The sequence below is a fragment of the Dyella telluris genome (genome assembly GCF_014297575.1).
In the GTDB taxonomy this organism is placed as follows: domain Bacteria; phylum Pseudomonadota; class Gammaproteobacteria; order Xanthomonadales; family Rhodanobacteraceae; genus Dyella; species Dyella telluris.
On the sequence record NZ_CP060412.1, the window covers coordinates 4,907,094 to 4,932,193 of the forward strand.

Annotated in this window: 22 protein-coding genes; 9 read left to right on the forward strand and 13 right to left on the reverse strand. The window is 65.7% G+C overall.

The annotated features are described in order from the left end of the window. Positions 1-3 precede the first annotated feature (3 nt). Positions 4-1,407 carry a serine hydrolase domain-containing protein gene (locus H8F01_RS21305; RefSeq protein WP_187056999.1) on the reverse strand — a complete coding sequence of 468 codons (1,404 nt, stop codon included), beginning with the start codon at positions 1,405-1,407 and terminating at the stop codon, positions 4-6. 102 nt (positions 1,408-1,509) lie between these two features. Between H8F01_RS21305 and aat the strand changes: the two genes are divergently transcribed. Continuing rightward, complete coding sequence (aat, locus tag H8F01_RS21310; RefSeq protein ID WP_187057000.1) at positions 1,510-2,253, forward strand: leucyl/phenylalanyl-tRNA--protein transferase; 744 nt, start codon at positions 1,510-1,512, stop codon at positions 2,251-2,253. On the opposite strand, the gene H8F01_RS21315 is transcribed toward aat, so the two are convergent. Continuing rightward, positions 2,226-2,864, reverse strand: coding sequence for a cysteine hydrolase family protein (locus H8F01_RS21315; protein ID WP_187057001.1), 639 nt, complete (start codon positions 2,862-2,864; stop codon positions 2,226-2,228). The genes aat and H8F01_RS21315 overlap by 28 nt on opposite strands. Before the next feature lie 108 nt (positions 2,865-2,972). On the opposite strand from H8F01_RS21315, the gene H8F01_RS21320 reads away from it, so the two are divergent. Next, complete coding sequence (locus tag H8F01_RS21320; RefSeq protein ID WP_187057002.1) at positions 2,973-3,932, forward strand: GlxA family transcriptional regulator; 960 nt, start codon at positions 2,973-2,975, stop codon at positions 3,930-3,932. On the opposite strand, the gene H8F01_RS21325 is transcribed toward H8F01_RS21320, so the two are convergent. The 5 genes from H8F01_RS21325 to ispG all read right to left on the reverse strand — a co-directional run bounded on the left by H8F01_RS21325 (position 3,921) and on the right by ispG (position 7,861). Continuing rightward, positions 3,921-4,610, reverse strand: a complete 690-nt coding sequence (locus H8F01_RS21325; protein ID WP_187057003.1) for a MarC family NAAT transporter — start codon at positions 4,608-4,610, stop codon at positions 3,921-3,923. The genes H8F01_RS21320 and H8F01_RS21325 overlap by 12 nt on opposite strands. A gap of 89 nt (positions 4,611-4,699) precedes the next feature. Next, on the reverse strand, positions 4,700-5,539 hold the full coding sequence (locus tag H8F01_RS21330; protein WP_338017291.1) for an HD-GYP domain-containing protein: 840 nt from the start codon (positions 5,537-5,539) through the stop codon (positions 4,700-4,702). Between the two features lie 80 nt (positions 5,540-5,619). Next, positions 5,620-5,913 (reverse strand): DUF1905 domain-containing protein, encoded by a 294-nt coding sequence (locus H8F01_RS21335; RefSeq protein ID WP_187059427.1) that lies wholly within the window; start codon positions 5,911-5,913, stop codon positions 5,620-5,622. Then, positions 5,870-6,598, reverse strand: coding sequence for a class I SAM-dependent methyltransferase (locus H8F01_RS21340; RefSeq protein ID WP_187057004.1), 729 nt, complete (start codon positions 6,596-6,598; stop codon positions 5,870-5,872). Before H8F01_RS21340 ends, H8F01_RS21335 begins: the two co-directional genes overlap by 44 nt. A 6-nt stretch (positions 6,599-6,604) precedes the next feature. Then, positions 6,605-7,861 carry a flavodoxin-dependent (E)-4-hydroxy-3-methylbut-2-enyl-diphosphate synthase gene (ispG, locus tag H8F01_RS21345; protein ID WP_187057005.1) on the reverse strand — a complete coding sequence of 419 codons (1,257 nt, stop codon included), beginning with the start codon at positions 7,859-7,861 and terminating at the stop codon, positions 6,605-6,607. A gap of 179 nt (positions 7,862-8,040) precedes the next feature. Between ispG and H8F01_RS21350 the strand changes: the two genes are divergently transcribed. Further along, on the forward strand, positions 8,041-8,778 hold the full coding sequence (locus H8F01_RS21350; RefSeq protein WP_187057006.1) for a Crp/Fnr family transcriptional regulator: 738 nt from the start codon (positions 8,041-8,043) through the stop codon (positions 8,776-8,778). Here the strand turns inward: H8F01_RS21350 and H8F01_RS21355 are convergent. Then, positions 8,761-10,734 carry an acetyl-CoA hydrolase/transferase C-terminal domain-containing protein gene (locus H8F01_RS21355; protein ID WP_187057007.1) on the reverse strand — a complete coding sequence of 658 codons (1,974 nt, stop codon included), beginning with the start codon at positions 10,732-10,734 and terminating at the stop codon, positions 8,761-8,763. The genes H8F01_RS21350 and H8F01_RS21355 overlap by 18 nt on opposite strands. 95 nt (positions 10,735-10,829) lie before the next feature. Here H8F01_RS21355 and H8F01_RS21360 point away from each other — a divergent pair, with 95 nt between their 5' ends. The 6 genes from H8F01_RS21360 to H8F01_RS21385 all read left to right on the forward strand — a co-directional run bounded on the left by H8F01_RS21360 (position 10,830) and on the right by H8F01_RS21385 (position 19,905). Beyond that, positions 10,830-12,284, forward strand: a complete 1,455-nt coding sequence (locus H8F01_RS21360) for a phospholipase D-like domain-containing protein (RefSeq protein ID WP_187057008.1) — start codon at positions 10,830-10,832, stop codon at positions 12,282-12,284. A gap of 125 nt (positions 12,285-12,409) precedes the next feature. Further along, the gene (gene xseA, locus H8F01_RS21365) at positions 12,410-13,789 is read left to right on the forward strand and encodes an exodeoxyribonuclease VII large subunit (protein WP_187057009.1); all 1,380 of its coding nucleotides are present in this window, start codon (positions 12,410-12,412) and stop codon (positions 13,787-13,789) included. Between the two features lie 112 nt (positions 13,790-13,901). Then, complete coding sequence (locus H8F01_RS21370; RefSeq protein WP_187057010.1) at positions 13,902-15,545, forward strand: acetolactate synthase large subunit; 1,644 nt, start codon at positions 13,902-13,904, stop codon at positions 15,543-15,545. 32 nt (positions 15,546-15,577) lie between these two features. Beyond that, entirely contained in the window at positions 15,578-17,008 is a 1,431-nt protein-coding gene (locus H8F01_RS21375; protein WP_187057011.1) for an aldehyde dehydrogenase family protein, read from the forward strand. 131 nt (positions 17,009-17,139) lie between these two features. Continuing rightward, positions 17,140-18,723: an inorganic phosphate transporter gene (locus H8F01_RS21380; protein ID WP_187057012.1), complete on the forward strand. Its 1,584-nt coding sequence runs from the start codon at positions 17,140-17,142 to the stop codon at positions 18,721-18,723. A gap of 159 nt (positions 18,724-18,882) precedes the next feature. Continuing rightward, the gene (locus H8F01_RS21385; protein ID WP_187057013.1) at positions 18,883-19,905 is read left to right on the forward strand and encodes a TraB/GumN family protein; all 1,023 of its coding nucleotides are present in this window, start codon (positions 18,883-18,885) and stop codon (positions 19,903-19,905) included. Positions 19,906-19,974: 69 nt separating this feature from the next. Here the strand turns inward: H8F01_RS21385 and H8F01_RS21390 are convergent, their stop codons facing one another. The 5 genes from H8F01_RS21390 to H8F01_RS21410 all read right to left on the reverse strand — a co-directional run bounded on the left by H8F01_RS21390 (position 19,975) and on the right by H8F01_RS21410 (position 24,829). After that, positions 19,975-21,531: a S10 family peptidase gene (locus H8F01_RS21390; protein ID WP_238481091.1), complete on the reverse strand. Its 1,557-nt coding sequence runs from the start codon at positions 21,529-21,531 to the stop codon at positions 19,975-19,977. A gap of 132 nt (positions 21,532-21,663) precedes the next feature. Then, positions 21,664-22,371, reverse strand: coding sequence for a DUF4386 domain-containing protein (locus H8F01_RS21395; protein ID WP_187057014.1), 708 nt, complete (start codon positions 22,369-22,371; stop codon positions 21,664-21,666). Between the two features lie 39 nt (positions 22,372-22,410). Beyond that, positions 22,411-23,205: a CPBP family intramembrane glutamic endopeptidase gene (locus H8F01_RS21400; protein WP_187057015.1), complete on the reverse strand. Its 795-nt coding sequence runs from the start codon at positions 23,203-23,205 to the stop codon at positions 22,411-22,413. 120 nt (positions 23,206-23,325) lie between these two features. Next, entirely contained in the window at positions 23,326-23,919 is a 594-nt protein-coding gene (locus H8F01_RS21405) for an HAD-IB family hydrolase (protein WP_187057016.1), read from the reverse strand. 70 nt (positions 23,920-23,989) lie between these two features. Next, positions 23,990-24,829, reverse strand: a complete 840-nt coding sequence (locus tag H8F01_RS21410; RefSeq protein ID WP_238481092.1) for an AraC family transcriptional regulator — start codon at positions 24,827-24,829, stop codon at positions 23,990-23,992. Positions 24,830-25,100: the final 271 nt, after the last annotated feature.

The following is a 25,100-nucleotide window of genomic DNA, read 5'->3' on the forward strand; positions in this document are numbered from 1 at the left end:
ACCTCAGCCGATGGAAATGCCGGCCACCTTGCCATCGTCATCCAGCTCCACACCAAACGGCAGGCTGTTGCCGGGTCCGAACTCGATGCGGTAATCGCTCCAGGTCTTGCCTTTGTCCTTGTCCTGACGCTGGCCCTTGAAGATGAAGGACGACGGTTCGCCGAACGGCGCAAGCTGTCGTGCCATGCGCCCGGAAAGATCACCACTCATCTTCGTCTTCAGCTTGCCGCCGAACATGGAAAGGTCCTCGCCCTTGCCTTGCAGCCGGGCGAAGGCCGTGCGCGCCGCCGCCGTGGTTGCCGCGTTCTCTCCCGGTGCAGGCTTTCGGGCAGCGGCGGCGAGATCCGGATACAGGGTTTCGAACGCGGCCGTGACCAGCATCTGGCCCGGCTCCGGGTTATCGCCATTATTGGTCAAGGCGATGATCTGGATGCCCTGCTTCGGGAAATACTGGTTGGACGTGGTGAAGCCGAACGATCCGCCGGTGTGGCCGATGCGCGGTTGCTCGTCCAGCGTGTCGACGAACAGGCCGAGACCGTAATCCGTGCTGCCCGGCGCCGGCGTCGCCATCAGGGCGTAGTCGGCGGCACTGATGATTTTTCCGCCGCGCAGCGCCACGTTCCAGCGCTCCAGGTCATCCACGGTGGATATCAGGTTGCCTGCCGCCCAGCCCACCGTGGCGTGGATGGTCGGTGCCGGCTCGAGCTTGCCGTTGGCATGGCGATAACCCCGGGCCATCCCCGGCGCGCGCGCCTCGTCCGCCACGGTGGTCGTATGGGTCATGCCGGCCGCCGTCAGCAGGTGCGTTTTCACGTAGTGCTCGTACGATTCATGCGACGTCACCTCGATCACCCGCCCCAGCATCGCGTAGCCACTGTTCGAATAGGACCAGCGACTGCCGGGCGAAAAGTCCAGCGGCCTGTCCTTGATGCGCGCCATGATCTGATCGAACGTGGCGGGCTTGACCGCCCACTGCTCGACATCGGCGCCGTCCAGGTATTCCGGCATGCCGCTGGTATGTGACAGCAACTGTTTCAGCGTCACCTCCTTCGCATGTGGCGCATCCGGCAGGTAGGTCGCCAGCGTGGCATTGATGTCGAGCTTCCCGGCTTCCTGCAATTGAAGAATGGCCGCCGCCGTGAACTGCTTGGTGATGGAGCCGATCTCGTAATGCGTCGACACGGTGGCGGGCGCCTTGCCGTCGCGATCGCCTACCCCGTAAGCATGGACATAGACCGGGACGCCATCGCGGTAGATGGCAAGCGAGGCACCCGGAGTCTCCGTGCGCTGCAGGATCAGCCGGGCGTCGCCATCGACCTGCCTGGCCAGCGCCGGATCCAGCGACTGGGGCGACGCCATGGCTGCAGGGGCCAGCAACACCATCCACCACAAGAAGCGACGACGCATGCGAAAACCCCGGGTACGTGAAGGTGGGGCATGCTAACCACATCGTCATGCCGGTAGCATGTACCGGACCTCCCAAACCCCGCAGCACGAACCGCCCAGCCCATGATTCGCCTGCCCCTGCTCGACGCGACCAGGCCGGAACACTTCCCTGATCCGCGCAAGGCGCTAAACGATCCGAATGGCCTGCTGGCCTTCGGCGGCGACCTGTCGCCACGGCGACTGCTTGCCGCCTATGCGCAGGGCATCTTTCCGTGGTTCAACGAAGACGAGCCCCTGCTGTGGTGGTCGCCCGATCCACGCTGCGTGTTCCACACCCAGGCACTGGTTCCCAATCGAAGCCTGCGCCGCCGCCTGATGCAGGTGGAATGGCGGATCACGGTGGATCACGCGTTCCCCCAGGTGGTGGAGGCCTGCGCTGCACCACGGCCGGGCCAGAGCGGCACGTGGATCGTCCCGGCCATGATCTCCGCCTACGAACAACTGCACGCGATGGGTCACGCGCACAGCGTTGAAGTGTGGGAGCAGGATCGCCTCATCGGCGGCATCTACGGCATTGCGGTGGGCAGGCTGTTCTGCGGTGAATCCATGTTCAGCCGCGAAAGCAGTGGCTCCCGCGTGGCCCTGATGGCGCTGGCGACACTGCTGCGCCGCTGGGATTTCCCGTGGATCGACGCCCAGGTCACCAATGCGCACCTGCTGCAGCTGGGTGCGGTGGAGTATCCGCGCACGGAGTTCCTGCGCACCATCGCGCACCTGTCCCAGTTGCCGGGACAACCCGGCAACTGGGCGCGGTTCACGCCACTGGCACAAATGGATGATCAGGCCGCCTTCGATCGACGCGCCTGAGCCTGGCGGTACGAGTCGAGGATATTGCCGCGCTCCGGCTTCTCGCCGCTGGCCAGCAACTGCAGCCACTCATCCGTATCCAGCACCGCGGCAAAACGCGACTGCTGCACCACGCTGAACACGCGATGGATTTCCTCGGCGCTGGCATGGCCCGCGCGATTGGCATAGGACACCGCGCCCGCGGCATCGGGAATGAATTCCACCTCCAGTCCGCGATCGAACGCATGCTTGATGGTGGTGTCATCGCAGTTGTGGCTCATGTAGCCGATGACGGTGACGGTATCGACCTTGTGCTGCGCGAGCCATTCGCCAAGCCCGGTATCGCTGAATGCACTGGGCAGCGGCTTGTGGAACAACGCATCGCGATGACGACGCTCGACCTCGGCATGCAATTGCCAGCCATCGCTGCCGACGGCGAAGGCCGGGCCATCGGCTGGTGAATCCTGCTGGATCACCGCCACCGGGATGCCCGCCGCCGTGGCGGCATCCATGATGCGCGCGATGTTCGCCAGCGAATGCGATGACGGCGGATATTCGATCTGCAGGTTCCCGGTGAAGTATTCGTTCTGTACGTCGACCACGATAAGGGCGCGGCGGGATTGATCGGCCATGGCACAGCTCCTTTGGTTGGATGGGTGCATGGTGCGCGCGGAAGCACTGGCCAACGAGTGGCCCGAAGGACAATAATCGATGGTATCGGGCCAACGGGCATGCCAGCCATGAAAACCATCCGCGTCGCCGTCGTCGCCTTCGAAGGCATCCTGCCCTTCCATCTCTCCGTGCCGTGCGCGGTCTTCCAGTCGCCCTCGCCTGACGGGCCCTCGCCGTTTCGCCTGCGCGTGTGCTCCGCCGAAGGTCCCGAGGTGCAAAGCGCGGCTGGCTTCACCATCGGCACGTCCTACGGCCTGGACGAGCTGGGCCGCTCGGACATCATCGTGGTGCCGTCATGGCGCGATCCCGAAGAGGCGCCTCCAGCGGCACTTCTGCAGCAGCTGCGGAAGGCAGCTGCGCGCGGCAAGCGCATCGTGGGCCTGTGCCTGGGCAGCTACGTGCTCGCCCACGCCGGCCTGCTGGACGGATTGCGCGCTACCACCCACTGGGCGTGGGCGGAGGCATTCTCCAGGCAATTCCCCAACATCGAGATGGATGCCGACGTGCTCTACGTCGACGAGGGCCAGATCGTGACCTCGGCAGGCGTCGCGGCTGGCATCGACTGCTGCCTGCATGTCGTTCGCCAGATGCTGGGCACGGACATGGCCAACCGCATCGCGCGGCGCATGGTGGTGCCGCCGGTGCGCGGCGGCGGGCAAGCGCAGTTCATCGAGCGGCCGCTGCCCGAAGCGCCCGCCGACCAGCGCATGGCCCGACTGCTGGAACACGTGCAGCGTCATTTGCAGCAGGAGCACAGCCTGGACACCATCGCCGAACGGGCCGCCATGAGTCGACGAAGCTTTACCCGCCACTTCCGACAACTCACCGGCAGCAGCTTCGGTGACTGGCTGCTCGCACAACGCCTGGCCGAAGCGCAGCGCCTGCTGGAAACCACCCAGTTGCCGCTGGAGCGTATCGCCACCGACATCGGCCTGGGTTCGCCGGTTACCTTGCGGCAGCACTTCCAGCGGGCGTATCGCACCTCGCCCGCCAACTATCGGCGCAGCTTCTGCGCTCTACGTGGGTAGTGGCGCGGATACCGCGATAAAGCCCCAGGCGGTCAGCAGGTCGTGCACGCCATTGATGGCGAACTGCACGCCGATGCACACCAGCAGGAACCCCATCAGGCGGGCCAGCGCATCGATGCCGGTTTCGCCCAGGAAACGCATGATCCGCGTGGCGCCGCGCAGGCACAGCCAGAACACCAGCGCAAACAACAGCACGGTGGTCAGCGCGACGGCATGCACCATCGGCGTAAGCCGGCCACCGGGAATGGTGGACGCCGCGCTGATGATGAAGGCGATGGTGCCCGGGCCTGTCGTGCAGGGCATGGTCAGCGGAATGAACGAGATGTCCGGCAGTTTCGCGCCCGATTCATCGCCCGCCATTTCCGCCTGCACCTTGTCCTCGGCGGCGCGGGCCGGGGGAAACAACATGCCGAAGCCGATGTAACTGACGATCAGGCCACCGGCGAGACGCAGGCCGGAGATGGAAATGCCAAAGCCGCTGATCACCGCATTACCTGCGTAAAAGCAGACCAGCAGCACGATGGTGACGAACAGGGTCGCCCGAGTGATCTGGCGATTGCGCTCCGCATCCGGATAGCGTGCCGTCAACGCCAGCAGCACGGTCGCGCTGGTCAGTGGATTGGCGATGGGCAGCAGGCCCAGCAACCCGAACATGACGTAATCGAGGAAGGCGTGCATGGGCGTCCTCAGCCGGCGGCGTCGACCAAGGGTACTCCGTTCCGCCGCCGACTCGACAGGGTGCCCCCGGACTGAGCGGAACAGCCGCGTCAGTCCGCCGACGACTCCCCGAGCCCGATCGACTTGAGTTCGTCGTAGTGCTCCAGGAACATCGCCACGATGCCGGGATCGAGCTGGCCGCCCGCCGCGTTGCGCAGATACTCCAGCACCTCGGTTTCGGGCCACGCAGGTTTGTAGACGCGGGGAAAGCTCAGCGCATCCCACACGTCGACCACGCTGAAGATACGGGCCGCCAGCGGAATCTCTTCGCCCCGCAGGCCACGCGGATACCCGGTGCCATCCCAGCGCTCATGGTGCGCATAAGGGATATCGACGGCCGGCCGCAGGAAGGCTGTGCGCATGAGCAGATCCCGGCCAAGTACGGGATGCGTGCGCATCAGGGTCGTTTCGTCGGGCGTCAGCGGGCCGGGCTTGATCAGCACCGCATCGGGCAGGGCCAGCTTGCCGATGTCGTGCAGCAACGCCCCAAAGCGCACGTGGCGGAGCGCATCGCCATCCAGCCCCACGTACCGGGCCAGTGCCACGGTCATGCGCATGACACGCTCGGAGTGGTCGCGCGTCTCTTTGTGGCGAACGTCCATCGCCGACACCAGCGCGCGCAGCGACTGTTCGTTGCCGGTCAGCAACAGGTGATTAAGGCGATCCATGCGATGGACCACGCGGCCGATCAGCCAGTACAACAGCGCACCGGTCACCAACACGTAGAAACTACCCTTGACGGTGTGCAGCAGGCTCAGCGTGTGCGTGTCCAGATGGAACGAGAACAGCAGGCGATCGGAAAAGAACACCCACAGCAACGCCACCAGCACGTAGATGGCGACAATGCGAAGTTGGGGTTTGACCGTCACCATGCCTCCAGGCCGCTTCACCACCGATGACCCGGCGCACGCCCGGCTCGTCGGAGCATACCTGCGCCTTGTCACCGCTGTTGCCAAGGGGTTGGCAACAATCAACCGTCCTCGGGCTCGATCAACACGTCAACCCAGCGGTCGTGGCCAACCGCGGCGGCAACGCCGGACGACTCTTCCAGCTGCAGCCAGAACGCCCCTGAGCGCTCCACCACGGCGCCGCGGAAATCCTTGCCGTTGAGGCTGCCGCGCACCCGATGGCCGTGCCCGCATTTCCACAACGGCCGCGCCGGCGTGGACCACTGGCTGACCGGATCGAACGGCAATGGCACCAGCCACGGCCGCTGCTCGTTATGTACGATGGCCCGAAATGCTACGGCGCGATGCCTGTTCATCCCCGTCCCCCTGTCTTGCCCCCGCCATGAAGATAACGGAGGCCGGGCGTCCCGTGTGAGGGTGGATGGGTTCGATGAGCTCTTCCAGGCTCAGGCCGGCTGTCGCGAAGCTGGCCACCCAGCCGGCAAGGGTGCGGAAATACCAGGGCGCCGCCTGGCCGAAGCCTTCGCCGCAACCCACCCAGGAACCTTCGCGCCAGCCATCGGCATAGGCGCCCACCTCCGCCACCAGCGGGTGCAGGGTCTGCACGACCAGCACGCCACCGGGCGCCAGCAAGGGCGGCACGGCAGCCAGCAACGCGTCGACTGAGCTGCCGCCAAGCAGGGAAAAATTGCACACGACCACGTCCGCCCGGGCTTCGAGCACCCCGGCCGCCAGATCGTCATAGGTCAGCACGCGGAATTCGCCGCCGCCTTTGGCGCGTGCCGCCTCCACCAGCGCCGGGATGGCATCCACCCCGAGCACCGGTACGCCTTCGGCAGCCAGCGCACGGGCGAGCCAGCCCTCGCCGCAGCCCACGTCGATCACGGAGCGCGGTGAACGTGCCAGCACGGCATCGATCACCGCCTGGTCGGTCACCAGCTTCCGGCTTTCGATGCGCCCTTCGCGCACGGCACGCTCCCATGCCGCCGCGTTGTCGTGCCAGGCGTCGAGAATCCGGGTCTCGCCCACGCTGGCCGACATCAGGAATCAGCCGGCGCGACTGGCGTAACGTGACGCCACGTAGTTGTCGAGGATGCCGATGAACTCGCTGGCAATGTTGTCGCCACGCAGCGTCATCGCCTTCTGTCCGTCGATGAACACCGGCGCGGACGGTGCCTCGCCATTGCCCGGCAGCGAGATGCCGATGTTGGCGTGCTTGGATTCGCCCGGCCCGTTCACCACGCAGCCCATCACGGCCAGCGTGAGGTTTTCCACGCCGTCGTACTTCACGCGCCACAGCGGCATTTGTTCTCGCACATGGTCCTGCACGGTACGCGCAAGCACCTGGAAGAACTCGCTGGTGGTGCGGCCGCAACCCGGACAGGCCGTGACCAGCGGGGTGAACGCGCGCAGGCCCATGGTCTGCAGCAGCTCCTGCGCCACGATGACTTCACCGGTGCGCGAGGCGCCGGGCTCGGGCGTGAGCGAGATGCGGATGGTGTCGCCAATGCCCTCCTGCAGCAGCACCGCGAGCGCCGCCGACGAGGCGGCGATGCCCTTGGAGCCCATGCCGGCCTCGGTCAGGCCCAGATGCAGGGCATAGTCGCAACGCGCGGCGATGTCGCGGTATACCGCGATCAGCTCCTGCACGCCGGACACCTTGCACGAAAGGATGATGCGGTCACGCGGCAGCCCGATGTCTTCGGCACGTTTGGCCGAATCGAGCGCCGACCGGATCAACGCCTCGCGCGCCACGTGGGAGGCATCCCACGGCTCGGCACGCTGGTGGTTCTCGTCCATCAGCATGGCGACCATGCTCTGGTCCAGCGAGCCCCAGTTGGCGCCGATGCGCACGGGCTTTTCGTAACGCAGCGCCATCTCGATGATGGACGCGAACTGCGTGTCCTTCTTCTTGCCGAAACCGACATTGCCCGGGTTGATGCGGTACTTCGCCAGCGCCTCGGCACAGGCCGGCTCGGCCTCCAGCAGCTGATGGCCGTTGTAGTGGAAGTCGCCGATGATCGGCACGTCCACACCCATCATGGCCAGCTTGTCGCGGATGCGCGGCACGGCCGCGGCAGCCGCCGGCGTGTTCACCGTGATGCGCACCAGCTCGGAGCCCGCACGGGCCAGCTCGGCAATCTGCTTGGCGGTGCTGGCCGGATCCTCGGTGTCGGTGTTGGTCATCGACTGCACCACGATGGGGGCACCACCACCCACCGTGATCTTGCCGATCTTGACGCCGACGTTGGGGCGGCGCGGAGCGGGCTGGGCGGGACGTGGGGACGGTGTCGTGACGCTCATGATTGGGATCGCGATGTGGGACGGCAACAGGCAAAGAATACCCGAACGACCGGGCGCTCCCCTAGCAAGCGTCGCAGCGGGGTACGCGATGCGGCAAAACCGCACATAAGAACACTCTTATGTCCCGAAGAAGGATCATGGAATACCGTCCCCCACGCACATAAAACAGGAAAGCCCCCATGCTTCAGAGATCCAGCCAGGATGGCGCCCAGCGCATGGCGCCCTCGCCTTCCTGCGCAGGCTGCGGCCATGCCGCCGTCTGTCAGGCCAGCGGCTACGACCGCCCCGAGCTATCGGGCTTGCGCCATATCACTGAGCGCATCGGCCCCATGCGCACGGGCGAATACCTGTACCGCCCCATGTCGCCGTTCCGGGCGCTCTATGCGGTGCAGACCGGCATGGCCAAGACGGTAGCCGTCGACGTCGCCGGGCGCGAACAGGTACTTGCCTTCCACCTGCCCGGCGAAATAATCGGCCTGGACGCGATGGAACGCGAAGTGCACGACAACGCCGTGGTGGCGCTGGGCAAAACCCAGTTCTGCCGCTTCCCATTCCAGGCAGTGCGGCACGTCGCCACCCAGCAGCCGGAGGTGCCGTGGCATCTGGTGCAGTCGGCCAGCCAGCGCATTTCGCGCCTGCAGCTGAGCAGCGGCAACCACATGGCGGAAGAGCGCTTCGCCGCATTCCTCGTGGACATGCGCGACCGCCGCGCGGTGCTTGGCCTGCCGTCGGACTACCTGCTGCTACCCATGTCCCGCGCGGATATCGGCAACCACCTGCGGTTGACCACCGAGACCATCAGCCGCCTGCTCGGCCGCTTCCGTGAGCGCGGCTGGGTGCGTGCGGATCGCCTGGGCCTGCACATCCTGGATCTGCCCGCCCTGCGCGAACAGGGCCTGTCACTGCTGATGCACTGACTCCGTACTGCCGGGAGCCGCCTGTCGCAGGGCGGCCCTGAGCAGGCGCTGCTGAATGCGGTCAACCATGCTCGCCGGGCGAGCCAGCCCCATTCGTTCCAGCGCCTCATCTTCGCCGCTCACGGGGGCGCCCGGAGCCAGCGCGGCACGCGCGATTTCCGCCTTGCCCCGCCAGGTGACGCTGCGTGTCTTCAGCCAGTTCAACGCAGGCAGCAGGCGCTGCTCCACCTCGGTGAAATCGCTGCCGAACGGAAACGGCGGCAACTGCCCCTTGGAACGCCAGGGCGCCAGCGCCTCCTGCAGCTGCTCCGGACGATTGTTCCGCCAGCGCTCGGGCACCTGGAAGTCCGCTGCCAGCTTGCCATGCGCCTTCGCCTCGGCGCACAGGGCGTCGATGAAGCGGGCATCGGCAATGGACAGCATGGCCTCGACGCACTCGCTGTCGGTCTTGCCACGCAGGTCCGCCACACCGTACTCCGTGACGAACAGGTCACGCAGGTGCCGCGGAATGGTGGTGTGCCCGTAGTTCCAGCGGATATTGGTTTCGACGCCGCCGCGCCCCTGTCGCGTAGAGCGCAGCATCAACACGGAGCGCCCCTCGCTCAGTTCCTGAGCCATCGCCACGAAGTTGTACTGGCCACCCACGCCACTGACCACGCTGCCGTCTTCCAACCCGTCGGAAACCGCCGAGCCCAGCAGTGTCGCCATCATGCAGGTATTGAAGAAGCGTGCGCCGCGACGCTGCAGCGACGCCAGCATCTGGTGGTCGCCGTAGAGCTGGTTGACGTTGGAAACGCGACACATGTCCAGCGCATCCGGGTCGCTCGCTTCCAGCTCACCCAGCCACCGGTAGAGCTCACGCGAGCCGAGGAAAAACGCGCCACGCAGGTAATGCCCGCCCGGTGCGTCGGGCGGCATGCGCCCGGCCGCGGCGGCGCGCTCCTGCCACATGCTGTCCCACGCGCGGCGCTTGAGGATGCCCGCGCGCTGCAGGTGCATGAAGCCATCCATCACCATTTCACTGGCGCCGTAGAGGCCGGTACGCAGGGGCGCAAGCCCACCCATGCGCGCCGCGAGTGCATGGGTGCTGCCGCGCGGATCGAGTGCGACCAGGGCACGACGCCACTGGGTGTTGTCTTCCTGCCGCCAGCGCAGGCCATACACCAACGCATCGGACAGGGCGCCGATGCCGATCTGCAGGCAGCCGCCATCGCGCACCAGCGCGCTGGCATGCATGCCCAGCGCGTACTCCACGCTGTCGATCGCTTGCCTCGGCACCGCAAACAGTGGCGGCGCCCTGTCGGTGCACAGCTCGATGTCGAAGTAATCCTGCTGCACCTCCGCGTGCCCGCTGATGTACGGCAGATCAGGGTGCACCACTGCCACGCACAAGGGCCTCGGCTTGCCGGACTGCACCACGCGATCGATGAAGTCGAGCGTCAGGTCGGGATTGCAGGAAAGGCTGTAACGCACGCCTTCGGCTGTTTCACGACGCGCCACCAGCTGCACCAGCAGGTTGATGTCCTGCACGGCAAGGTCGCGCGCCACATGGGTGTAGTTCTGGCTGATGTAGTTGCGCTGCGCACTGCCCGAACGCAGCAGGGCACCCGACTGCATGTAGAACTCGTGCACCGCCACGTTGGAAGGCAGTCGATTGAGGGCCTGGTCGATGGCGTATTCCGGATCCACCGCATCGGCGCCGAAGTGACGCTCCGCGAAGGGCGCCACGAAACGCTCCTCCAGCCCCGGTGCAGGACGAGGGCGCGTCAACGACAAGGCGGTGTAGAGCGACAGCGAGCGTGAGGTATCGGCCTTGGTCAGGCGATACAGCGCGTTGAGCAGATCATGCGGCTTGCCCAACCCCAGCGGGGCCGCCACGCGCAACTCGGGCCCGATCCGCTCGGCGATCTGCTGCGCACATGTTTCGGTATCGGTATGACATTGCTCAGGCGACATGGAGCGCTACGGCCGGGTCGATGTTGCGTATTGGTGACATGAAGGAAGTGAATACGGGTTGAAGACGCCCCGGAAGCATGCCCTACACTGCAGGCATGAGCCGACCCGCCGCCCCGTTCCATGCCCGCCTGCTCGCCGAACAAGCTCTGAGCCGCGCTGCCGGTGCCCCGCTGCTTGCCGGCAATCGCGCTGACCTGCTGATCGATGCCGCCGCCCACTACGAGGCATGGCTGGCCGCGATCCGTGGCGCAAAGCATCGTGTACTGCTGGAGAACTACATCATTCGCGACGACGATGTCGGACGCGAATTTCGGCAGGCGCTGATCGAGTGTGTCCAGCGTGGCGTATTCGTGGCGGTGATCTACGACTGGCTCGGCTGCAAGGGTCAGTCACGCGATCGCTTCTGGGCACCGTTGCGCGCCGCCGGCGGCCAGGTGCGCGCATTCAACCCGCCCCAGCTCGGCCACCCGTTCGGCTGGATCAGCCGCGACCATCGCAAGCTGCTGGTGGTGGATGGCGTGTACGGCTCCCTCTCCGGGGTTTGCATCAGCGAGAAGTGGCTGGGCGACAGCGCGAAGAACGTGGCGCCCTGGCGTGACACCGGCGTGGCACTGCACGGCCCGGCGGTCAGCGAACTGGAACTGGCCTTTACCGAGAGCTGGGCAAGCATCGGCACGCCGTTTCCCACGTTCTCCGTCGAGCCCCTGCAGAGCGAACCCGGCAACGTGGCGCTGCGCGTCATTGCCACGCAGCCGTCCACGGCGGGCATGTATCGCCTGGACCAGCTGATCGCCGCCATGGCCCGCAAGACACTGTGGCTCACCGATGCCTACTTCGTCGGCGTGGCGCCGTATGTGCAGGCACTGGTGGCCGCGGCGCGCGACGGCGTGGACGTGCGCCTGCTGGTGCCGGGCAGCAGCGACATCCCGATGGTGGCGGGCATGTCGCGCTCCGGCTATCGCCCTTTGCTGAAGGCGGGCATCCGCGTGTTCGAATGGAACGGCTCCATGCTGCACGCCAAGACCGCCGTGGCCGACGGCCTCTGGGCGCGCGTAGGATCGTCCAACCTCAACATCGCCAGCTGGCTGAACAATCGCGAGATCGACGTGGCCGTGGAAGACGCCGGCTTCGCACGACAACTTGCCGAGCAGTACGAGCGTGACCTGCAAGGCGCCACCGAGATCGTGCTGACGCCAGGCCGGTGGCGCCGGCAAGCCGATCACGTGGAGAGCAGCGCCGGACGGACGCCGCGCAGCCACCCCATGGGCGGCAGTTCCGGGCGTGCCGCGGCCGGCGCACTGCGCATCGCCAACAGCGTAAGCGCAGCGCTGACCGATCGGCGCGTGCTGGGCGACACCGACACCGGCCCGCTGGTCGCCGGCACGCTGGCATTGACCGTATTGGCCATCGTCGCCATCTTCTGGCCTGCCGCCATCGGCTGGCCACTGGGCGTGCTCGCCCTGTGGTTCGCACTGAACTTCGGCATCCGCGCCTGGCGGTTGCGGAGGCGCTTCAAGCAACGCATGGCTGAACCGGACGAACCGACCTGAAGCGCCCGCCATCAATAAATACAAGGGGATAGCGACCATGCCTTAGGCGCCTGCTGCGCTTGATCGGCCAAGCGGATGTAATCACAGCATTCGCCAGACGGATCTCATGCTAGGCTCGCTCCTTCATGCGCTCGCCAGACGACCACAGCACCGACCAGGCCGGCCCACCGCCGCGCCAGATCCTCACGCCCAGCTCGCTCAACCGGCTGGTGCGGGACCTGCTGGAAGACGCGCTGCCGCTGATCTGGATCGAGGGCGAGCTTTCCAATGTCGCCCGCCCGGCCTCGGGGCACATCTACTTCACCCTGAAGGACGCCAACGCCCAGGTGCGTTGTGCCATGTTCCGCCCCAAGAGCACCTGGCTGAAGTTCCGCCCGGCCGACGGCATGCACGTGCTGGTGCGCGCCCGCGTCGGCCTGTACGAGCCACGCGGTGAATTCCAGCTGGTGGCCGAACAGATGGAGCCGGCCGGCGAAGGCGCGCTCCAGCGCGAATTCGAACAACTCAAGGCGCGACTGGATGCCGAGGGTTTGTTCGACCCTTCGCGCAAGCGCCCCCTGCCCCGTTATGCGCGGCGCATCGGCGTGATCACCTCCGCCACCGGCGCAGCCGTCCGCGACGTGCTCAGTGTGATGTCGCGACGCTGGCCGCTCGCCGACGTGGAGGTGTTGCCGGTGCCGGTGCAGGGGCGCGAAGCGCCGCCCGCCATCGTGCAGATGCTGCGCAAGGCATCGGCCAGCAAGCGCTACGACGTGCTGCTGCTGACGCGCGGCGGCGGCTCACTGGAAGACCTGTGGGCCTTCAATGACGAACAGGTGGCGCGCGCCATTCATGCCAGCGCCGTGCCGGTGGTATCGGCGGTGGGTCATGAAATCGACTTCAGCATTGCCGATTTCGTTGCCGACCTGCGCGCGCCCACGCCTTCGGCGGCCGCGGAACTGCTGGTGCCCGATGCCGGTGCCCTGCACCGCCACCTGCAGCAGTTGCAGCAGCGACTGGTGACACTGGAACAACGGCGATTGCAGGCGCGCATCCAACGCGTGGATCATCTGTTTGCACGCCTGCAGGCCCAGCGCCCCCAGGCACGACTGGCGCGCGACCGCGAGCGGCTCACTCACCTGCAGCGCCGGCTGCTCGGCGTGCAGCGCGAACAGGCACAGCAGCGACGCAACCAGCTCGAACGCGCGCATGCCCGGCTGCTTTCGCAGCACCCGAAGCTGCGCCTGACCCTGTTGCAGCGCCGCTCGGCCGAACTGATGCAGCGATTGCGCCACGGCATCGAGCGCAAACTCGAACGCGACCAGCTCAACCTGCGCCAGGCAGGCCGCGCGCTGCATGCCATCAGCCCACTGGCTACACTGGAGCGCGGCTACTCCATCCTGTTCGATCAGGACGGCAAGGTCTTGCGGTCAGCGAGCGACGTGAACGAAGGCGCCGCGGTGCGGGCCCGACTCGCGGATGGTGAGTTGCCGCTGGTGGTGGCGAAGAGAGCCCCCAAGGGCTAGTCGCGCACGGGGTGCGCTCCCACCGGGCAAGCGTGACTACCAACGCCGGCTGCCTCACATGTCCTCAACGATTCTTGTCGCATTCTTCACGCTTCGACCCGAGGAGCGTGGCATGAAGGCAGCGCAACTGTTCGTGAAAGCCCTGGAAGCCGAAGGCGTCCGCAGCATCTTCGGCGTACCGGGTGAGGAAAACCTGGACTTTGTCGAAGCGCTGCGCGAATCCTCCATCAAGCTTGTCCTTACCCGGCACGAACAGGCCGCCGGCTTCATGGCCGCCACCTGGGGGCGACTCACCGGCGAAACCGGCGTCGCGCTTTCCACCCTGGGCCCCGGCGCGACCAACCTGGTGACTGCCGCAGCCTACGCACAGCTCGGCGCCATGCCCATGCTGATGATCACCGGGCAGAAACCCATCCGCGAGCACAAGCAGGGCCTGTTCCAGCTGGTCGACGTGGTCGACATGATGCAGCCGTTGACCAAGTACACGCGCCAGATCGTCTCCGCCCCAACCATACCCGCGCGTGTACGCGAAGCATTCCGGCGTGCCGAGGAAGAACGTCCCGGCGCCGTGCACCTGGAACTGCCCGAAGACATCGCGCGCGACACGGTCGAGGATGCCATCCTGCTTCCCACCGAATACGCCCGCCGCCCCTCGCCGGACGACGCGGCGCTGGTGCAGGCTGCCGAGGCCATTACCCGCGCGAAGCATCCCATCCTGATGATCGGCGCCGCCGCCAACCGCCAGCGCACCACGGTTGCGCTGCGCGATTTCATCGACAAGCTCGGCATTCCGTTCTTCACCACGCAGATGGGCAAGGGCGTGATCGACGAAGATCACCCGCTGTGGCTGGGCAATGCCGCCTTGTCGGATGGCGACTTCGTGCACCGGGCCATTGATGCGGCGGATGTCATCATCAACGCGGGGCACGACGTGGTGGAGAAACCGCCGTTCTTCATGCGCAAGGGACGCCGCACGGTCATCCACATCAACTTCTCCAGTGCCGAAGTGGATGCGGTGTATTTCCCGCAGATCGAAGTGGTCGGCGACATTGCCCACACCATCGAGCGCCTCACCGATGCGTTGCAGACGCAGGATCACTGGAACTTCCACTACTTCGACCGCGTGCGCGACGCGTTCCACCAACAACTGGACGACCACGCACGCGACAGCCGCTTCCCCATGCATCCCGTGCGTATCGTGGACGACACGCGCCGTTTCATGCCCGACGATGGCGTGCTCTGCCTGGATAACGGCATGTACAAGATCTGGTATGCGCGCTACTACCGCGCACGCCAGCCGAACACGGTGCTGCTCGACAACGCACTTGCCACCATGGGCGCCGGCCTGCCCTCGGCCATGGCCGCCAAAATGGTTTACCCGGACCGCAAGGTGCTCGCCATCTGCGGCGACGGCGGCTTCATGATGAATGCGCAGGAGCTGGAAACAGCCGTGCGCCTGAAGATGGACCTGGTGATCCTGCTGTTGCGCGACGATGCCTACGGCATGATCCGCTGGAAACAGGGCGAAATGGGCTATCCCGATTACGGCATGGTGTTTGGCAACCCCGATTTCGTGGCGTTTGCCCAAGCCCACGGCGCGCACGGACATCGCCCCGGCAGTGCCGACGAATTCCTGCCTACGCTGGAACGCGCGTTCAATGCCGGCGGCGTGCACCTTATCGACCTGGCCATCGACTACTCGGACAACCACCGCATCCTCAACGAAGACATCCCGCGCCTCAGCGCCGCCGTCTGACGCCTGAAGCCCGATCCACGCCGGAGTCATCCATGCTTGCCAAGAGTTACCCGTATTACCTCGCCAACCAGCCGCAGACGTCCAAGGAAATGATGGACGTGCTGGACAAGTACAGCGGCAAGGTCGCCACCCGCGTGGCCGTACCCGACGCCAAGGCCACCGAGAAAGCCATCGCCGCCGCCGTGAAGGCGGCCGGCCCCATGCGCGAGTTCAAGCCCTGGGCGCGACAGAAGGTGCTGCAGCATTGCGCGCAGCGTTTCGCCGAGCGGCGCGAGGAACTGGCCTATGCGCTCTGCGTCGAGGCCGGCAAGCCGATCAAGGATTCGGATGGCGAAGTCACGCGCCTGATCGAGACCTTCACCATCGCCGCCGAAGAAGCCGTGCGCATCAACGGCGAGACGATCAACCTTGATATCGCGCGCCGCCTGGACGGTTACCACGGCTACACCAAGCGCGTGCCGCTGGGCCCTGTGTCGTTCATCACGCCATTCAACTTCCCGCTCAACCTGGTGGCGCACAAGGTGGCACCCGCCATCGCAGCCGGCTGCCCGTTCGTGCTGAAACCGGCCGAGCGCACACCCATTGGCGCGCTCATCATCGGCGAGGTACTGGCGGAAACGGACCTGCCCAAGGGCGCGTTCTCCATCCTCAACCTCGACGGCAAGCACGCCGGCCCACTGGTGGAAGATCCGCGCTTCAAGCTGCTGTCCTTCACCGGCAGCCAGATCGGCTGGGACCTGAAAGCGCGCGCCGGCCACAAGAAGGTGACGCTGGAACTGGGCGGCAACGCCGCATGCATCATCGACGCGGACCAGGCACCGCACCTGGATCACGTGGTCGACCGGCTGGTGTTCGGCGCGTTCTATCAGTCCGGCCAGAGCTGCATCAGCGTGCAGCGCATCTACATCCACGAGTCGCTCTATGACGAACTCAGGAAGCGCCTCGTGGCCGCAGTAAAGAAACTCAAGGCCGGTGATCCGAAGAAGAAGGACACTTTCCTTGGCCCCATGATCGACGAAGCCGCGGCCGAACGCCTGCACGGCTGGATTGAGGAAGCACGCAAGGCCGGTGGCAAGGTGTTGTGCGGCGGCAAGCGCAACGGCGCCATGCTGGAAGCCACCCTGATGGAGAACGTGCCGACCAGCGCCAAGGCGCACCGGCAGGAAGCCTTCGGTCCGTTTGCGCTGCTGACGAAGTTCCGCACCTTCGACGAAGTCGCCGACATGGTCAACGACTCCGACTACGGCCTGCAGGCGGGCATTTTCACCGACAGCCTGACCAACGCCATGCGCGCATGGAACGAACTGGATCAAGGTGGCGTGGTGGTCAATGACGTGCCGAGCTTCCGTGTCGACAACATGCCCTATGGCGGCGTGAAGTTGTCCGGCATCGGTCGCGAAGGGGTGCGCTGGGCCATCGAGGACATGACGGAACTGCGCCTGATGGTGATGAAGGAGCGCTGATTGGACCACTGACCGGCCAGCCGCCACGGCGCATCGGCAACGAAGCGACCCTGGCGGACCGCCCGCTGGCTGTCACCTCTCTGTCTTGCGCCAGTGTTTAGCTTGCGCGAGACCGACCAAGAGGGCATGTCATGCAGACCGAAGCCGCTGTCGTCTCCACCGCACCACCTCGTCAGGGTTCCGGTCTCATCTTCGCCGTGCTGTTCACGGTGATCCTGCTCATCGGCGCAGGCTACGCCGGCATGCATCTGGTGCAGGATCTTTCCACGGTCCACGCCCAATCGCTGGCCCCCTTCATCCTGCTTGGCGTTGCCCTGCTGATTGCGCTGGGCTTCGAGTTCGTCAACGGCTTCCACGACACCGCCAATGCGGTGGCCACGGTGATCTACACCAACTCCATGCCGGCCAACCTGGCGGTGATATGGTCGGGTGCCTTCAATTTCCTTGGCGTGTTGATGTCCTCGGGCGCCGTGGCCTTCACCGTGGTATCGCTGCTGCCGGTGGAATTGATCCTGCAGGTCGGTGGACAGGCGGGCTTCGCCATGGTGTTCGCCCTGCTGATTGCCGCCATCGTGTGGAATCTCGGCACCTGGTATTTCGGCCTGCCCAACTCGTCGTCGCACACGCTGATCGGCTCGATCATCGGCGTGGGCCTTGCCAACCAGCTCATCTCCACGCGCAGCGGCACCAGCGGCGTGAACTGGGATGCGGCCATGGGTGTGTTTCGCGGCCTGATCTTCTCGCCCATCGCCGGCTTCCTGCTGGCCGGGCTGCTGATGCTGTTGCTCAAGCATCTGGTGAAGATTCCCGCGCTGTACCGCGCGCCGGAAGGCAAGAAGCCGCCGCCGTGGCCGATCCGCGCACTACTGGTGCTCACCTGCACCGGCGTGAGCTTCAGCCATGGCTCCAACGACGGCCAGAAAGGCATGGGCCTGATCATGCTCATCCTCATTGGTACCGTACCGACGGCTTACGCTTTGAATGGCGCCGTGTCCGGTGGCCAGGTGAAAACCTTCCACCAGGTGTCGGTCGACGCGCAGCGCGTGCTCGGCAGCGTGGCGGGCACGATGGTGTTCGAGGGCGATCCGCGCGCGGCCGTGACCACCGCCGTGCAGCAGCGCACGGCGCAGCCCTCGACGGCCCCGGCACTTGCCCAGCTGATCGGCCAGATCGATCACGAAGTCGGCAATCGCCCGTCGCTCAAATCAGTGCCACCGGAGCAGATGGGCAACGTGCGCAACGACATCTACCTGGCCAACGCGGCCATTCCCCTGCTGCTCGCACAACCCGGACTCGACAAGGACCAGACCGCCACGCTCACCAGCTGGCGCGGCCTGGGCACGCAGGCCATCCAGTTCATCCCGCCGTGGGTGAAGGTGGCCGTGGCGCTGGCGTTGGGGCTGGGCACCATGGTGGGCTGGAAGCGCATCGTGGTCACGGTGGGCGACAAGATCGGCAAGGAGCACCTGACCTATGCGCAGGGCGCCTCGGCCGAACTGGTGGCCATGAGCCTGATCCAGGCGGCCGACATGTATCACCTGCCCGTCAGCACCACCCATGTGCTCACCTCGGGCGTGGCCGGCACCATGGCGGCCAACGGGTCGGGCCTGCAGTGGGCGACGGTGCGCAACCTGCTGATGGCCTGGGTACTGACCCTGCCCGCGTCGATCCTGCTCGCCGGCGGCCTGTACATTGTCCTCCGCCAGGTGTTCTGAGCGTTGAAGCCACCGGGGCGCAAGCGTACGGTCGCCCCGGATCGGTTGCATGGTGGTCTTCACACGCCGCGCCTGGCATCGCGGCCCCGGCTATTGTTCAATCTGAAAACCCGCCAAGGCGGGTGATGAGCCGTCGCGTCTCTTCAAGGAGCCAGCCAGATGCGCGCAAAGATTGCCCTTACGCTGGGAGCACTGATCTTTTCGACGGCCCCATGGGCGCAGAATGCGCCCGTTCCGCCTGCCCCGCCCTCCAGCACGCCAGCGCAGGCGATCCAGCTACAGACGGTTACGGTGCGCGGCGAACAGCCCGGCCCCGCCTTGTGGGAAGTCCGCAAGGCCGACCACGTGCTATGGATCATCGGCACGCTGGCGCCGTTGCCGCGACATGCCGAATGGCAATGGCCGCAGCTGGAACACGTGCTGGAGCGCTCCACCGAATTGCTGGAGGCTCCTTCCGCACGCCTGAAGATGCCGTCGGGGCTGTTCTCGCGACTGGCGCTGCAGCCGTCGGCCAAGCTCAACCCCGGTGGCGGCACCTTGCAGCGCCTGTTGCCGCCCGATATGTACCAGCGTTGGCGCGCACTGAATCACCAGTACCTGGGCGATGACAATGCACTGGAATTCCAGCGCCCCATCGTGGTGGCACAGGCGCTTTACGAGAAGGCGCTGGCCGCCAGCGACCTCACCAACGACATCGACGTGGCCGCCATGGTGGAGAAGCTCGCGCGCAAGCACGGCAACCGCGTGATCGGCGTGCGCTACGAACTGCTGATCACGCGCGCGCCACCCAGCAAGAGCATCGATCAGGATCAGCAGCAAGGCATCACCTGCCTCGACGAAACCATGAACCTCGTCGAGCACGACCTTCCCAAGCTCACCCAGCGCGCCAACGCCTGGGCCACCGGCGACATGAAGACCTTGCAGGCGCTGATGCCTCAACAAACTTCGGAGCCCTGCATCGTTTCGGCGATCAACGGCGATTTCGAGCATCAGCTGGACATTCCCGACCTGCCGCAGCGCATCGAGAAGGCCTGGTTCGAGGCGGCGCAGGCGGCGCTTACGCGCAATCGCCAGACCGTGGCCATCCTTTCGATGGACCAGATTATGTCGACGGACGGCTACCTGGCGCGACTCAAGTCACTGGGCTACCAGGTGCGCTCGCCGGACGAGATCAAGCAGTAAGTCTCGCCACACCAAAAGAAAAAGGCCGCGCACATGGCGCGGCCTTTTCATGTCACACGAATGGTGCGTTTACTTCGAGCCGTACAACGCCGCGGCATCCGCCTTGAACGATTGGGCACTGCCCGGACGGCTGTAGAACATATGGCCACCCGGATAGACGGCCAGCTTCACGCGCTGCGACTGACCGAACGTCGGCATCTGGTCGATGATCAGGCGCGAGGTGTAGAACGGGCACGACAGGTCGTTATAGCCGTGCACGATCAGCACCTTCATGTTCGGATCGTTTCCGATCGCCTTGCGCAGGTCAGCTACCGGCTTGTCGTCCGCGTTGCCGCGCTCCCATTCCTTGTTGACGGTGTAGGACAGCGCTTCGTAATGCGCGTCCGTCTTCCAGCCCACTTCGCGCGTCACGAAATCCACCATGGCACTGGTGGTGGGCGCGAGCAGCGCTTCAAGGATCGGGTCGCCCGACTGACGCTCGGCCGAACCCGGGAACGGATCGAACGCGGTCACGTTGGAGTCGTACACGCTGCCGATCTTCTTCTCGTTGCGATGCACTTCGCGCAGGTAGGTGCCGATGTCCAGGCGACCATCCAGTCGCGATACCACGGCCGGATCGATGCCGGTATAAGCCGACACCTTCTGCACCATGCGGCCGATCGCGCCCGGGTCCGAGCGCCCGGCCAGGAAATCGGTGACGAACTGCGTGCGGACGTACTTCTCCACGTCGTCCATCGCAGCCGGCGTCAGCCTGCCCTGGGCTTCCAGATGGGCAGCCGTCATCGACGGCAGGTTGATCATCCACGGCAGCGGCGACAGCGCATCGCCATCACCGATGGCGGCCGGATCGAGATACGGCGACACCATCACCAGGCCGTTCACGCCCACGCCCATGCGCGTCTGCAGCTCATAGCCGATGCGCGGCGCGCGGTAGCCACCGTAGCTCTCGCCCATCACGTACTTGGGCGCGCGCAGGCGACCATGCTTGACCAGCCAGTCGTACACCACGCGCGACAGGTACTTGATGTCGGCCTCGGTGGCGTAGAAGTCCTTCTTGGTGTGCTCGTCGTCTTCCAGCGAACGCGAGAAACCCGTGCCCACCGGGTCGATGAACACCAGGTCGCTCATGTCGAGCCAGGTGTTCGGGTTGTCCTTGGTGACGGCCGCATCCGACGGTGCATCGCCATCCACGCCGAACTGGATGCGCTTGGGACCGATGGCGCCCATGTTGAGGTAGACCGACGAGGCACCCGGGCCGCCATTGAAGGCGAACGTCACCGGGCGATGCGGATCATTGCCCGGCACCACGTACGAGGTGTAGACCACCTCGGCGATCTTCTTGCCCTTGGCATCACGCACCGGGATGGTGCCCACGGTGGCCTCGTAGGACACCGTGCGGCCGCCGACGCGGACGCTCTGCTTGATGGTCTTGTCGGCCGGCAGCGGCGGCAGGTCGCCCTCGGGCTTCTTGTCGCCGGCCTCGGCCGCCGGCTTGGCGTCCTTGCCCTCGGCCGCATGAGCCGCCCAGGGCGACATCGCCACGCCCAGCACAAACACCGCCGCACACAACGCAGCTCCACGCCCCAGACGGGCGAAACGACCTTGAACAGGCAGATCAGGACTCATCGGCACTCTCACGCAAATTTCCACGGAAATCGCCCGGCAGGACGCGCGGGCGAAACGCCATAGATGCGGCAACCCGGCCGGGGTCACCAGTGCCGTAAGACAGGGTCACGTGCCGACAAAAATGTGCAACCCCTAGCCGCCCACCGGCGCAGGCATGGCCCCGCCACGCGGACGGGCACCCATGATGACCAGCCAGAGCACGAAGGCCACCTCGCCCAGTTGCAGCGGAAAGGCGATATTGCTGATGGTGTCCTCGACCTGGGGAAACACCACGCCCGACAGGCACAGCGCCAGATAGGCCAGGCCGTTGAGGATCAGCCACACACCAAGGAAACGCGGCAGGAAGCACGAACGGATCACCAGCAAGGCCAGCGGGAACAACCACAAACCCCAGAACATCTCCGCACACGAAATCGCCGCGCCGTGCATGCGCAGGAACAGCATAGCCAGGCCTTCGCGCTGCGCCGGGTCGAACGAGGCGAGAAAATCGCTGCCGCTCACTGCGAGCAGCGCGCCGATATCGTTGATGGTGTTGAAGAAGTACAGCGGCGTATCCATGAATCCGAGCACGAACATCAGCATGGCCAGCTTTTTGTCGACGCCCTTGAACAGGTGGTACAGGGTGAAGGTGAGGAACAGGCTGATGACGCCAGTAAGCAGGTCGCCAAAGATGCCAAGCCGGAACAGCAACTCGTGCGTCCCGATGTTGTGGGCGGTAGCCGCCGGATCGCCATGGACGAACAAGGCGCCCGGGATGTAGATCAGGCGGAACGGCGCCACCAGGGTCAGGGCCAGATAAATCAGGCCGGCCATGCGTGCGTCGCGCTTGAGTGTGCTCATGACATCTCCCCCGACATCGTCCGGTTCCTTGAATCCATCTCAGCGCATCGCGCGGATCGGCGCGGCATCACGCGCCAACGAACTCGTCGGGCGCCGCACCGACCACACGGCACCCATGGCCAGTGCCGCGCATAGCAGTCGCAGTCCATTGCCCTGCCACCCTGTCGCCGCCGACGGGGCGACATCAAAGACATCCCAGGCGGCGTTGAGCGATACGTGGAACACCCATCCGCACCACAGCGCATAGCCGTCCATCGCGTCCAGCGCGGCGAACACGATGCCACCGAGGAAGGTGATGATGAAGACCTGCACGGCCAGGTCACTCTCCCGCATGCCCAGCCAGTGCACCCAGCCGAACACCGCGGCCTGGATCAGCACCGCCGGCGCCATGCGCCAGCCGAGGGCCTTGCGCGGAAACACGAAGCCGAAGCCGCGAAACACCAGCTCTTCGGCCAGTGGAAACAGCAAGGCGGTGAACAGGATGTCGCGCCAGTCGATGGCGTTCTGCGGCTTGCCGAGGAAGGCGCAACCGATCCAGAACGGCAGCGTTGCCAGCAGCACCAGCAGCGGCGCTTTCCAGCCATTGACGCCCAACCCCAGCAGCCGCGTCATTGGCCGGTGCGGCTTGCGCGGGCGCAAGGCGAGCAATACCACCAGTACCAGCAGGACGGACAGCAGGTTGTCCATGCTGGAACCGGCATAGGCCGGCAAGGGCAACCCCGGAATCCTGATGCCTGCCATGGCGGCAAGATCGCGCACGTTCAGCGCGACCAACAAGGCCGCCACCAGCACCAACCCCTTGCCCACCGTCATCGTCCATCGCCTGTCGCCCATGAGCCCCCCCTGGCCATCCGGCAATCGTGTCGATCGATCACACTCTACTGTCACCCGCGCGCGGCTCACCCCGCAAGAATGACTGATGGGGCACGGGCCGGCCGCCCGCGAATGAACCGCTCAGGCCACCGGTTGCCACCGGTAATAGCGGTGATGGGCCAGCTGCAGGAGGTGACGGTCTTCCGGAGTGTCGCCGTAGGCGTAGATTTGCGGATAGCTGGCCAGGTCATAGGCCTCTGCGACGCGGCGCGACTTCTCCGCGTTCACGCACTGTTCGCCGCGATAGCGACCGGTCAGGCGCCCGCCCTGCGATTCAAGACGCGAACAGAGCCACTCCAGGCCGTGTTCGCGGCACCAATGGGAGAGATAGACATCCAGCGCACCGGACACCACCACGATGCGGTCGCCCTGCGCCTTGTGCCAGCGGATGCGCTCCAGTGCCTGTTCGCGCAGCACACCGGGAAGCTCGGTGCGCGCGAAATCGGCGCCCAGCGCGAACGCCTGCTCTTCGGGCAGGCCACGCAAGCCCGCGTGAACCGCGCAACGGCGCATGAAGTTCGGCGACACCCAGCCCAGCTTGTAGCCAAGCAGCAGCGGCGCCAGCAATGCACCGCCCCACACGATTCGCCGTGGCGACGCGGCAAACTCGATGAACGGCCGCATCATTTCGCGCGTGGTGATCGTTCCGTCAAAATCAAACAAGGCGAGATTCATGACGCTCCCTGGCCGCCTGCCATGGCGGGCGCGGCATGATTGACGCCACCACCATGAGCGTCAAGTGGGCTCATGCCACGCTCTCGGCATCCACCATGCGCAGTCGCGCCACATCACGCAACGGCGGCGCACCAAAGTTGCGGCTGTACTCGCGACTGAACTGCGAGGGGCTTTCGTAGCCCACGCGATGCGCCGCGGTGGCGACGTCGCACTGGTCGGCCAGCAACAGGCGGCGCGCCTCCTGCAGGCGCAGCTGCTTCTGGTACTGCAGCGGACTCATGGCCGTGATGGCGCGAAAGTGATGATGCAGCGACGAGGCACTCATGTTCACCCGCATGGCCAGCTCATCGATGCGCAGCGGCTCATCGTAGTGCTCGCGGAGCCAGTCGATGGCACGCGAAATCTGGTGGCTCTGGCTTCCTGAGGTGGCGATCTGCGCCAACCGGGAACCCTGCTCGCCCGTCAGCAGGCGATACAGCAACTCGCGCTCGATCAGCGGACCAAGCACGGCGAGGTCGCGCGGCGCTTCCAGCAGGCGCGCAAGGCGCAGCAGCGGATCCAGCAGGCCACCGTCGAGCGGACTGACGGACAGTCCGGACGCTGAGGTCATCGTGGCGCGCTGTGGCGGTACCTCAGGCAGCAGCTCGCGGATGCGCTGCGCGTCCAGCCGGAAGGTCAGGCACAGGCATGGCTCCTCGGCGGAGGCGCGCACCACCTGCGATGACACCGGCACGTCCACCGCCGTCACCAGATACGACGCCGGCTCATGCAGGAACGTCTGCTGCCCCAGCAGGATCTGCTTGGCGCCCTGCAGCGCAAGCCCTAGCCCAGGCCCGTACATGGCGCAGGTGGGCACGCCGGTCGAGTCGGCGCGGAACAGGGAAAGTGAGGGCCACGCTGTCGCGTGCACGCCCTCCTCGGGCGCCAATCGTTCAAGCCGTGCTGTCAATTCCTCGCGATCCTGCGCGATTCGCGCTGGAGAGAAGAATGCGGAAGGTTTATCGATCATGGACTTGCCATCGATTTGTACAGCACGAGATTGCCCGTTCCTGCAGTCTTTGGCGAGCCCTTGGGGACAAGCCTTGCAGGATCAGGCAAGCATCTCGCAGGATCCGGCTACCCCGGCACTCCCTGTGACGGCCATACTTCGCCCCCTCGCTGTCCCGTCCCCCAAGGAGTCA

Excerpts from the sequence above, each read along its gene's own strand:
- H8F01_RS21305 (WP_187056999.1), bottom strand. The coding sequence starts at position 1,407 with ATGCGTCGTCGCTTCTTGTGGTGGATGGTGTTGCTGGCCCCTGCAGCC.
- aat (WP_187057000.1), top strand. The coding sequence starts at position 1,510 with ATGATTCGCCTGCCCCTGCTCGACGCGACCAGGCCGGAACACTTCCCT.
- H8F01_RS21315 (WP_187057001.1), bottom strand. The coding sequence starts at position 2,864 with ATGGCCGATCAATCCCGCCGCGCCCTTATCGTGGTCGACGTACAGAAC.
- H8F01_RS21320 (WP_187057002.1), top strand. The coding sequence starts at position 2,973 with ATGAAAACCATCCGCGTCGCCGTCGTCGCCTTCGAAGGCATCCTGCCC.
- H8F01_RS21325 (WP_187057003.1), bottom strand. The coding sequence starts at position 4,610 with ATGCACGCCTTCCTCGATTACGTCATGTTCGGGTTGCTGGGCCTGCTG.
- H8F01_RS21335 (WP_187059427.1), bottom strand. The coding sequence starts at position 5,913 with ATGAACAGGCATCGCGCCGTAGCATTTCGGGCCATCGTACATAACGAG.
- H8F01_RS21340 (WP_187057004.1), bottom strand. The coding sequence starts at position 6,598 with ATGTCGGCCAGCGTGGGCGAGACCCGGATTCTCGACGCCTGGCACGAC.
- ispG (WP_187057005.1), bottom strand. The coding sequence starts at position 7,861 with ATGAGCGTCACGACACCGTCCCCACGTCCCGCCCAGCCCGCTCCGCGC.
- H8F01_RS21350 (WP_187057006.1), top strand. The coding sequence starts at position 8,041 with ATGCTTCAGAGATCCAGCCAGGATGGCGCCCAGCGCATGGCGCCCTCG.
- H8F01_RS21355 (WP_187057007.1), bottom strand. The coding sequence starts at position 10,734 with ATGTCGCCTGAGCAATGTCATACCGATACCGAAACATGTGCGCAGCAG.
- H8F01_RS21360 (WP_187057008.1), top strand. The coding sequence starts at position 10,830 with ATGAGCCGACCCGCCGCCCCGTTCCATGCCCGCCTGCTCGCCGAACAA.
- xseA (WP_187057009.1), top strand. The coding sequence starts at position 12,410 with ATGCGCTCGCCAGACGACCACAGCACCGACCAGGCCGGCCCACCGCCG.
- H8F01_RS21370 (WP_187057010.1), top strand. The coding sequence starts at position 13,902 with ATGAAGGCAGCGCAACTGTTCGTGAAAGCCCTGGAAGCCGAAGGCGTC.
- H8F01_RS21375 (WP_187057011.1), top strand. The coding sequence starts at position 15,578 with ATGCTTGCCAAGAGTTACCCGTATTACCTCGCCAACCAGCCGCAGACG.
- H8F01_RS21380 (WP_187057012.1), top strand. The coding sequence starts at position 17,140 with ATGCAGACCGAAGCCGCTGTCGTCTCCACCGCACCACCTCGTCAGGGT.
- H8F01_RS21385 (WP_187057013.1), top strand. The coding sequence starts at position 18,883 with ATGCGCGCAAAGATTGCCCTTACGCTGGGAGCACTGATCTTTTCGACG.
- H8F01_RS21390 (WP_238481091.1), bottom strand. The coding sequence starts at position 21,531 with ATGAGTCCTGATCTGCCTGTTCAAGGTCGTTTCGCCCGTCTGGGGCGT.
- H8F01_RS21395 (WP_187057014.1), bottom strand. The coding sequence starts at position 22,371 with ATGAGCACACTCAAGCGCGACGCACGCATGGCCGGCCTGATTTATCTG.
- H8F01_RS21400 (WP_187057015.1), bottom strand. The coding sequence starts at position 23,205 with ATGGGCGACAGGCGATGGACGATGACGGTGGGCAAGGGGTTGGTGCTG.
- H8F01_RS21405 (WP_187057016.1), bottom strand. The coding sequence starts at position 23,919 with ATGAATCTCGCCTTGTTTGATTTTGACGGAACGATCACCACGCGCGAA.